Here is an 8,700-nt window from a genome sequence, read left to right on the forward strand (position 1 = left end):
ATTTCTCCTATTTGTCTCGACGGTAGCGGCAGAGTCGCGCATGGACAATCCTACCGATGCTCCCATATTGAAAAGCATGACATTTGATAGCGATCTCATCATCATCGGTGGTGGCCTGAACGGTCCCGCTCTGGCCCTTGCGGCAGCGCAAGGCGGGTTAAGTAGCACGGTCATCGACACGCTTCCTGTTGCGAGCAGAGCAGCGACCGATTTTGATGGACGATCCTATGCCTTGGCGTTGGCGACCCAGCGATTGCTGAAGGCGATTGGCCTTTGGGACGAGCTGGCTGAAAAGGCCCAGCCCATGCTGGAAATAAAAGTAACCGATGGACGCGCGGGTGAAGGCCCTTCACCGTTTTTTCTTCATTTCGATCACGCGGAAATCGAAGAAGGACCAATGGGTTACATGATCGAGGATCGTTATCTCAGGCGCGCTTTTATCGACGCGATGGACGCAAATCCGAAAATTACATTGCGCAATGAAGAGACCGTGATCGCCCAAGCGAGCGACCTGCACGGAGCGTCGGTGACACTCGCATCTGGCGAAACACTTCGCGCACGTTTGCTGATCGGATCAGATGGCCGGCGTAGCGGCACCGCTGAACGCGCGGGGATCAAGCGCACGGGCTGGAATTACGGACAAACAGCGCTGGTTTGTGCGATCGAACACGAAAAGCCCCACGGCGGGATCGCGCATCAGTTTTTCATGCCATCCGGCCCGCTTGCGATCCTGCCTTTGACAGGCAATCGCAGTTCTGTCGTATGGAGCGAAACGGATGCCAATGCCGCGCGCATTCAAGCGCTCGACACCGAAGAATACCTAGACGCCCTGCGCCCCGCGTTCGGCGATTTTCTGGGCGAAATCAAACTTGCAGGCGCGCGCTTTACCTATCCGTTGAACCTCACGATTGCAGAGCGTTTCATCGCCGAGCGCCTTGCCCTGATCGGTGATGCTGCACATGGAATGCACCCGATTGCGGGGCAAGGCTTGAACGCAGGCCTGCGCGATGTTGCGGCTTTGGCCGAAGTCATGATTTTGGCGATGCGTCGCGGCGAGGACATCGCTTCCCCGCTCGTTCTGGAGCGATATCAACAATGGCGCCGCTTTGACACGACCACCTTGGCAGCCGCCACCGATACATTTAACAGGTTGTTTTCAAACGATAACCCGTTCCTGCGCTTAGGGCGCGATTTGGGGATGGGCCTTATCAACTCGGTACCTAGCCTGCGCCGCAACTTCATTCGCGAAGCTGCGGGTTTAACAGGCGATCTACCCAAGCTGATGACAGGGCGCGCGCTTTAATCCAGCCTGCGCGCCTCGTCCAGCAACATAACAGGAATGCCATTACGGATCGGAAATGCCAGACCCGCTTTTTTAGACACAAGTTCCTGTGCCTCTGCGTCATAATCCAAGCGCCCATGCGTATGCGGACAAATCAATGCCTCAAGCATATGCGGATCAAAGCCAGGTTCAGCGTTATCTATACTCATTGCATCATTTCCTCTGCTTCGCCGCCACGCAGGAAATATTCAATCAAGGTGACCAGCGTTTCGCGCCGCGTTGACAGGCTTGGGGCCTCCAACAGCGCTTGTTTATCTTCGGGCTCGAAGTCCAGCATCATCGAAAGCGAATTCACCAACAATTCGTCATCTGCCTCTTTCAGTGTATCCCAATCCGCGTTCAAATCACGCGTCGTGAAGTACTTTGACAGCAGGTTCAGAAATGCGTCGCGATCAAACATGACGTCTTTCTCCGAAGCTGCTTGATCCTGCTCGAAGCCGTCCCAGTTCACTTCTATGCGGCGATAGGGCGTAAATCCATCGACCTCGCCCAACAATCGAAACCGCGACACGCCGCCAAGCGTCAGCATATAGCGCCCGTCTTCCATTTCGGAGAACTGGGTAATACGCCCAGCGCATCCGATACGGTGCAAACCTTTTTCATCGCCCGTGCGACCCGGGTTCGGCTGAATCATTGCGATCAACCGCCCTTGGGTCTTGAGCGCGTCATCAACCATGCTCAGATAACGCGGCTCAAATATGTGCAACGGCAAGCGCGAGCGCGGCAAAAGCAAAGCACCGGGCAATGGAAAGGCCGGTAAGATATCTGGTAGATCGCCAATGTTTTTCATATCAGGCAACCTAGCGCGCGCAGCACATTAGACAAATATCATCGAGCTAAGTTTGCGCCGCCCGTTCAGAACAATCGGATCTTCAGGCTTGAGCGCATCAAAAACCGTAAACAACTGCGTCTTGGCAGCGCCGTCGTTCCATTCGCGATCACGGCGGAAGATTTCCAAAAGCGCATCGACTGCCTCTTGGGTCTGCCCATTCGCATTTAGGGCAGCGGCCAGATCAAAGCGCGCTTGTAGGTCGTCAGGATTAGCTTCAACCGCCGCTGTCAGCTCTGCCAATGGGCCCGCCTGTGCGGCTTGACGCGCAAGGGCAAGCTGTGCGAACGCACCCTCGATCAGCGCATCGTGTGAAAGCGCGGCGGGCACTCCGTTTAGGACCGCCTCCGCCTGATCCGCCTCACCTAAAGCCAAGTGCGAACGTGCAAGCCCCGCATAGGCAGCAACGCATTGGTCATCCTCTTCAAGAATCGCAGCAAAGGTCTGGGCCGCATCCGCGATGTCACCGTCCTCAAGCATCGCTTCCGCCGCCGCGATGGCGTCATTCAAACCACCAGACGGATCACCGCCCCCTGCTTCAATCACGCGTGCGACAAAATCTTTTATCTCGGAACCTGGAATTGCCCCCTGAAATCCGTCAATTGGCTGCCCTTTGTAAAAGGCAAAGACGGTCGGGATCGACTGCACTTGCATCTGGCCCGCGATCATCTGGTTTTCGTCCACGTTCACCTTGACCATTTTGACCGCACCGCCAGCAGCAGTAACTTCAGCCTCCAAAGCGGGGCCGAGCGTTTTGCAAGGACCGCACCAAGGCGCCCAGAAATCCACGATTACCGGAACCTCATTGGACGCTTCGACAACATCCTGCATGAAGTTGCTTTCGTTTACGTCCTTGATCAAATCGCCCGCATCAGGTGCAGCACCGCCGCCTAGTTCAATCATCATCTCGCGCCTTATTTATCTTACGTGTTGTCCTCTAGATGGCCCATCATCCCCGCTTTCGCAAGGGCAGCATCAAAGATCAAAAGTAGCAAAAACAGGGGCGTGATCGGATGGTTTTTCCCAACCACGTGCATCGCGCAGCACGCGCGAAGAATGCGCAGCCTGACGAATATCACCAGTCGCCCAAATATGATCCAAGCGACGCCCTTTGTCAGCGCCGTCCCAATCACGGGCACGATAAGACCACCAGCTATAAAGCTTGCCGTCGGGAATATCTGCGCGGGTCACATCGTGCCAATCGCCTGCTTCCATGACATCGGTAAAGTGCTCAACTTCGACGGGCGTATGACTGACGATCTTAAGCAGCTTTTTGTGATCCCAAACATCATCCTCACGCGGTGCGATATTCAGATCGCCAACGAGAATGGACTTTTCAGGCTTGTTGCCCTTGAACCAGTCACGCATCTCCGTGAGGTAATCAAGCTTTTGGCCAAATTTTTCGTTCTTATCGCGATCAGGTACATCGCCCCCCGCAGGCACATAAAAGTTATGGATTACAGCACCATTTTCCAATTGCCCCGCGATATGACGCGCATGCCCTAGCTGGGCGAAATCCATAGCGCCAACCTCTTTGATCGGGAGCTTGGACAAGATCGCAACACCGTTGTAACCCTTCTGCCCGCGCGCAACCATGTGGGTGTAGCCAAGTGCCTCGAACGCCTCTCTGGGGATCAGTTCAACCGGCGATTTGCATTCTTGCAAACACAGCACGTCGGGACCTTGCTCTTGCAATAACTTACAGACAATCGGCTCGCGCAGACGCACGGAGTTAATGTTCCAAGTGGCAAGTGAGAAGCTCATGGCGCGTCCTTTAGCTGAGGTCGCGCCAACCTATCCTAGATGCCGTTTGGTGCAAGCGACAACCTGGCAGCGCGCATTCAATCGTAAGCAACGATTTCATATTCGACATCGTTCTCGTCGAAAAAGTAGAACCGTTCACCCGGCTCGTATTTTTGGTGCGAATGCGGTTCATACCCTTCGGCGCGCACGGCTTTTTCAGCCATGTTCAAGTCCGCGACAACGATGCCGATGTGATTTAACTGCCCGCGGGCTTCATAATCGGGCTTGCGTCCAGAGCACGTCATTTTGGGTTGATAGAGCGCAAGGTATTCCTCATCGGTCCCGATATGGATGGTCTGGCCATCCCCGTTCATCGCAGACCCTTGCCAGCGGATCGTCCATCCAAAAACGCGTTCCAGCCAGGCCGCCGTTCTTGCGGCGTCGCCAACTGTAATATTCGCATGTTCCAAGCGGGCCATAGTCTCTCTCCTTGATAATTTCTGTTACCTTTGTAATTTCTCAAGTTAACTTTAGATCAAGAGAAAAATTCATGCAGTCAAAGTTTTCCGAACTGACGATTGGACAGGTTGCAAAGCGAACGGGCTTGGCAGTCTCTGCAATTCGCTATTATGAGAACGAGGGTCTTATCACGGCACATCGCAATCGGGGCGGTTATCGCCGCTTTGCCCGCGCTCAAATTCGGCGTGTTTCGTTCATCTTAATCGCGCAAAAATTTGATCTTACCCTACCTCAAATCAAAGGTATTTTCAGTCAACTTCCTGACAACAGGACGCCAAACGCAAAAGACTGGGCAAACATCTCGCATGCGCTTCGCGTTCACCTTGATCGCAAGATCAGCGCATTGGAGCATATGCGCGATAGCCTTGATGGTTGTATCGGCTGTGGCTGCCTCTCGCTTGATGCTTGCGCGCTATATAATCAGGATGACAAACTGTCCAAACAGGGCTCTGGCCCTATCATTTCCATCAAACCCCTCGCGTAAAAAAAGGCCGAGCATAAAGCTCGGCCAAGTCCAACAGGGAGGTGCATATCATAACCCGGATATGCGCGGGAACTCTTGCAGGCTGTTTAAAGGTGCATCCAGTTTGCTGCTTTGATCTTGATCAAATCACGCACCAAATGGACCCTTTCAAACTATGCCACCAAACGATAGCCACCAGATTCGGTCACAAGAAGGCGGGCATTGGACGGATCTGGTTCAATTTTTTGACGAAGGCGGTAAATATGCGTCTCAAGCGTATGGGTCGTCACGCCTGCATTATATCCCCAAACCTCATGCAGCAGCACATCGCGCGGCACAACTCCTTCGGTCGAGCGATAAAGGAACTTCAAAATATTCGTTTCTTTTTCAGTCAAACGGATCTTACGGTCATCTTCGGTAATCAGCATCTTCATCGCCGGCTTGAACGTATAGGGACCAAGACCAAACACCGCATCTTCTGATTGCTCATGCTGTCGCAATTGCGCCCGGATACGCGCTAAAAGCACAGGGAATTTGAAAGGTTTGGACACGTAGTCATTCGCGCCCGCGTCTAGACCAAGGATCGTGTCTGCGTCGCTATCATGCCCCGTCAGCATCAAGATAGGGCTCTTAACTCCTTGCTTGCGCATCAGTCGACACAATTCGCGCCCATCTGTATCGGGCAGGCCTACGTCCAGAATAATCAGATCATAAAGCTGCTCTTTCACCCGCTCCATTGCTTGCGTCCCGCAATCGGCCTCGAAGACTTCAAAGTCTTCCGTCATCACAAGCTGCTCTGAAAGAGCTTCGCGCAGGTCATCGTCATCATCGACGAGCAGAATGTTCTTTAACTGGGCCATGGATCATCTCCGGTCTGTTGTTGTACTAGAGATGCGTTCGATCCCGTCAATCGACAAGGTTTGTGGCATCTCTCTCACATCCATGTGTTATTCTCGCTTGATATGTTTCATATTCGGCCCAAATCAACAGCTTCGCCAAGCGAAGTGTTTCAAAGAGTCATGACCAACGATGAGTTTTTCGCCTGACATATCCCAACAGATCGCGCGCGCGCGGGGTGATTTGCGCATGGGCGTTCCAATCGTCATCCTCGGGGCAGGCTCTGATGTTCTTGTCCAAGCGGTCGAAACCCTAACACCAGAGCGTGTCGCGGCGGCGCGCGCGCTCGATGGAAACACGGTCCTCGCAATTACGGCGCGCCGCGCGGAAACGCTAAAGGCCCGCGCCTATGATGGTGATCTGGCGCGAATTATCGTGCCCGGCGATGCCGATCTTCGCTGGATCGGCGCGCTTGCTGATCCTTCAGACGATCTCGGGAACCCGATGAAAGGGCCGCTGCGCTCAATGCGGGAGGGCAATGCAGACGGCCACCGGATTGCGCTCCAACTGACAAAAGATGCGCGACTGCTGCCAGCAGCACTGATAAGCGATCTGGAAAATGGAACCGCCTTCGCAGCCCAGCACGGTCTAACCAGCCTTTTCGCAGTGCAGGTACAACCACTGCTCGGCAACGCCGCGCATTTTGATGACGTGATTCACGCAAGATTGCCAATGAGCGTCTCGGATGCAGGCCGACTGCATGTGTTTCGCCCTGATGACGGTGCTGAAGAACATTACGCAATCGTAATCGGGAACCCGGATCGCAGCCTCCCTGTTTTGACGCGGTTGCACTCTGCCTGCTTTACAGGTGACGTTATGGGATCGCTCAAATGCGATTGCGGCCCGCAACTTCGCGGCGCTCTGGCCCAGATGGGAACCCGAGGCGCAGGCGTTCTACTCTACCTCAATCAAGAAGGACGCGGCATCGGCCTTGCCAACAAGATGCGCGCCTACTCTCTTCAGGATCAAGGCTTCGATACGGTCGAGGCCAACCATCGGCTCGGCTTTGAAGACGATGAACGAGATTTCCGCATTGGCGCGGCTATTCTTAAAGAGCTTGGCATTCGCAAGGTACGCTTGCTGACCAACAATCCTGCCAAGATCGATATGATGCAAAAGACAGGCATTGAGGTTACAGAGCGCGTGCCTCTCAAACTTGGCGAAAACACCCATAATCACGAATACTTACGCACCAAAGCAAGCAAATCGGGCCACATGCTGTGACCCCAAATGATCTGGTTTTGACGCCCAAAGGCGTGCGTTTCGCCCAAGAATTATTTCCCTGCACCGTCGGAAAGTCGGGCATTTCATCTGACAAACGCGAAGGCGACGGTGCAACTCCGCGTGGCATCCATAGGATCACAGGGATGCTCTATCGCGCCGATCGTATTGCCCGACCTGTCTCTTGGGCACGCCCGATCGGGCCGCGGGATCTTTGGTCAGATGATGCAGAACGTCCCGATTACAATTCGCAGGTAAAAATGCCTTATCCTTACAGCCATGAAGTACTCAGGCGCCCTGATCCGCTTTATGATCTGGTGATTCTCACCGACTGGAACTGGCCAAACGCAATAGCCAACAAAGGGTCTGCCATATTCATTCACCAATGGCGACGGCCCGGCTTTGCGACAGAGGGCTGCATCGCTTTTCGCCGTGACCATCTTCATGAAATCGCAAGGCGTATCACACAAAGCACCCGCCTTATCGTACGCTAGCTTGGCTTCCTCTCTCCCTAAATATCCCGGGGAGCGCGAGGGGCTGGCCCCTCGCATCGGTCCGACGACGCAGTCGTTGGAAACTCTTAAATTTCGTAAGCACGCGCACCGAATATTGCAGAGCCGACCCGCACATGCGTTGCGCCAAAGGCAATCGCGCGTTCAAAATCGCTGCTCATACCCATCGACAGCCCGTCCAAACCATTACGCGCAGCAATCTTTGCGAGCAGGGCAAAATGCAGTGACGGCTCTTCATCAACTGGTGGAATGCACATCAATCCCTTTACAGGTAGATCAAGGGCGCGACATTCGGCGATGAAATTATCCGCATCACGCGGCGCAACACCTGCTTTTTGATCTTCTTCACCCGTGTTCACCTGCACAAAAAGATCAGGGCAGCTACCCATTTCTTGAGCTAATCTAGCAATCGTGCTGGCGAGCTTCGGGCGATCCAGCGTGTGAATTGCATCAAACAGCTCCATCGCTTGACGGGCTTTGTTTGTTTGCAAGGGGCCGATCAGATGCAAGAAGACACCTTCAAACTCTTGTTTGAAGTCTGGCCATTTACCTAGCGCTTCTTGAACGCGGTTTTCACCAAAAACCCGATGTCCTTCTTGCAGAACCGCGCGCACGCGCTCGTTCGGCTGGACTTTGGAAACAGCAATCAGCTTTGCACTGCCTGCTGTACGTCCCGCGTTTGTTTCTGCTTTGGTGATTTTCGTTTGGATTTCTTGCAGCGACATGCCCGGCCCTCTGGTTTCACCCATGAGGTAATATGCATTCGCGCAAAAGAAAAGGACGAGCCCGAGGGCCCGTCCTTCTTTTAGATCGCTTAAACTTCTAAGATTAGAAGTTGAAGTGCAGACCAAGGTAAGCACGTGTCGCGCCGCCACCTGGTACGGAAACTACGCCACCTTTGATGGACGCGCCGCCACCGAGGTCGTGAGAAACGCCCAGGCCGTATGCTTCACCAGCTGTGTCTTCGCTGTTCACGAATGCAGATACTGTTGTCGCTGCACCTACGGAGAAGTCAGCACCGATGCCGTACTTCAAAGAACCGGAGTTGTCAGCAATTGCGAATGTCAGGTCTGCAATGCCGACGTTGCCGCCAACTGTCAGAACTGTTTTGTCGTTCGCGTTTACAGAAGAGTCCTGGTACGCAAGAGCAACTGTCCAACCGGAGAATGTGTAC

The 8,700-nt window shown here is 53.9% G+C and carries 11 protein-coding genes and 1 pseudogene; 4 read left to right on the top strand and 8 right to left on the bottom strand.

Annotation, left to right across the window (positions count from 1 at the left end; all coding sequences use genetic code 11):
• Positions 1 to 40 precede the first annotated feature (40 nt).
• Entirely contained in the window at positions 41 to 1,303 is a 1,263-nt protein-coding gene (locus WBC85_RS00235; protein ID WP_424432680.1) for a UbiH/UbiF/VisC/COQ6 family ubiquinone biosynthesis hydroxylase, read from the top strand.
• Here the strand turns inward: WBC85_RS00235 and WBC85_RS00240 are convergent.
• The 5 genes from WBC85_RS00240 to WBC85_RS00260 form a co-directional block, all read right to left on the bottom strand.
• Positions 1,300 to 1,491 (bottom strand): Trm112 family protein, encoded by a 192-nt coding sequence (locus WBC85_RS00240; RefSeq protein WP_424432681.1) that lies wholly within the window; start codon positions 1,489 to 1,491, stop codon positions 1,300 to 1,302. The two genes, WBC85_RS00235 and WBC85_RS00240, sit on opposite strands and share 4 nt — an antisense overlap.
• Positions 1,488 to 2,132, bottom strand: coding sequence for an LON peptidase substrate-binding domain-containing protein (locus WBC85_RS00245; RefSeq protein ID WP_424432682.1), 645 nt, complete (start codon positions 2,130 to 2,132; stop codon positions 1,488 to 1,490). The genes WBC85_RS00240 and WBC85_RS00245 overlap by 4 nt, the downstream gene beginning before the upstream one ends.
• A 27-nt stretch (positions 2,133 to 2,159) precedes the next feature.
• Complete coding sequence (locus WBC85_RS00250; RefSeq protein ID WP_424432689.1) at positions 2,160 to 3,074, bottom strand: tetratricopeptide repeat protein; 915 nt, start codon at positions 3,072 to 3,074, stop codon at positions 2,160 to 2,162.
• Between the two features lie 72 nt (positions 3,075 to 3,146).
• Positions 3,147 to 3,935, bottom strand: a complete 789-nt coding sequence (gene xth, locus WBC85_RS00255) for an exodeoxyribonuclease III (RefSeq protein WP_424432683.1) — start codon at positions 3,933 to 3,935, stop codon at positions 3,147 to 3,149.
• A 77-nt stretch (positions 3,936 to 4,012) separates the two neighbouring features.
• Positions 4,013 to 4,393 (bottom strand): VOC family protein, encoded by a 381-nt coding sequence (locus WBC85_RS00260; protein ID WP_424432684.1) that lies wholly within the window; start codon positions 4,391 to 4,393, stop codon positions 4,013 to 4,015.
• Between the two features lie 71 nt (positions 4,394 to 4,464).
• On the opposite strand from WBC85_RS00260, the gene soxR reads away from it, so the two are divergent.
• Entirely contained in the window at positions 4,465 to 4,917 is a 453-nt protein-coding gene (soxR, locus tag WBC85_RS00265; RefSeq protein WP_424432685.1) for a redox-sensitive transcriptional activator SoxR, read from the top strand.
• A gap of 152 nt (positions 4,918 to 5,069) precedes the next feature.
• On the opposite strand, the gene WBC85_RS00270 is transcribed toward soxR, so the two are convergent.
• Entirely contained in the window at positions 5,070 to 5,756 is a 687-nt protein-coding gene (locus tag WBC85_RS00270; protein WP_424432686.1) for a response regulator transcription factor, read from the bottom strand.
• Between the two features lie 169 nt (positions 5,757 to 5,925).
• On the opposite strand from WBC85_RS00270, the gene ribA reads away from it, so the two are divergent.
• The gene (ribA, locus tag WBC85_RS00275) at positions 5,926 to 7,017 is read left to right on the top strand and encodes a GTP cyclohydrolase II (protein WP_424432687.1); all 1,092 of its coding nucleotides are present in this window, start codon (positions 5,926 to 5,928) and stop codon (positions 7,015 to 7,017) included.
• Positions 7,014 to 7,508 carry a L,D-transpeptidase family protein gene (locus WBC85_RS00280; protein ID WP_424432688.1) on the top strand — a complete coding sequence of 165 codons (495 nt, stop codon included), beginning with the start codon at positions 7,014 to 7,016 and terminating at the stop codon, positions 7,506 to 7,508. Before ribA ends, WBC85_RS00280 begins: the two co-directional genes overlap by 4 nt.
• Before the next feature lie 86 nt (positions 7,509 to 7,594).
• Here the strand turns inward: WBC85_RS00280 and WBC85_RS00285 are convergent, their stop codons facing one another.
• Together WBC85_RS00285 and WBC85_RS00290 are read right to left on the bottom strand one after the other, a co-directional pair.
• Complete coding sequence (locus WBC85_RS00285) at positions 7,595 to 8,251, bottom strand: YggS family pyridoxal phosphate-dependent enzyme (RefSeq protein WP_424432690.1); 657 nt, start codon at positions 8,249 to 8,251, stop codon at positions 7,595 to 7,597.
• A 103-nt stretch (positions 8,252 to 8,354) separates the two neighbouring features.
• Positions 8,355 to 8,700 (bottom strand): annotated as a pseudogene (locus WBC85_RS00290) (porin); the annotation flags it as partial.

The sequence above is a fragment of the Planktotalea sp. genome, from assembly GCF_049680325.1.
In the GTDB taxonomy this organism is placed as follows: Bacteria; Pseudomonadota; Alphaproteobacteria; order Rhodobacterales; family Rhodobacteraceae; genus Planktotalea.

Bases quoted from the DNA above. Each gene is read 5' to 3' on its own strand.
- WBC85_RS00235 (WP_424432680.1), top strand. From the start codon at position 41: ATGGACAATCCTACCGATGCTCCCATATTGAAAAGCATGACATTTGAT.
- WBC85_RS00240 (WP_424432681.1), bottom strand. From the start codon at position 1,491: ATGAGTATAGATAACGCTGAACCTGGCTTTGATCCGCATATGCTTGAG.
- WBC85_RS00245 (WP_424432682.1), bottom strand. From the start codon at position 2,132: ATGAAAAACATTGGCGATCTACCAGATATCTTACCGGCCTTTCCATTG.
- WBC85_RS00250 (WP_424432689.1), bottom strand. From the start codon at position 3,074: ATGATTGAACTAGGCGGCGGTGCTGCACCTGATGCGGGCGATTTGATC.
- xth (WP_424432683.1), bottom strand. From the start codon at position 3,935: ATGAGCTTCTCACTTGCCACTTGGAACATTAACTCCGTGCGTCTGCGC.
- WBC85_RS00260 (WP_424432684.1), bottom strand. From the start codon at position 4,393: ATGGCCCGCTTGGAACATGCGAATATTACAGTTGGCGACGCCGCAAGA.
- soxR (WP_424432685.1), top strand. From the start codon at position 4,465: ATGCAGTCAAAGTTTTCCGAACTGACGATTGGACAGGTTGCAAAGCGA.
- WBC85_RS00270 (WP_424432686.1), bottom strand. From the start codon at position 5,756: ATGGCCCAGTTAAAGAACATTCTGCTCGTCGATGATGACGATGACCTG.
- ribA (WP_424432687.1), top strand. From the start codon at position 5,926: ATGAGTTTTTCGCCTGACATATCCCAACAGATCGCGCGCGCGCGGGGT.
- WBC85_RS00285 (WP_424432690.1), bottom strand. From the start codon at position 8,251: ATGTCGCTGCAAGAAATCCAAACGAAAATCACCAAAGCAGAAACAAAC.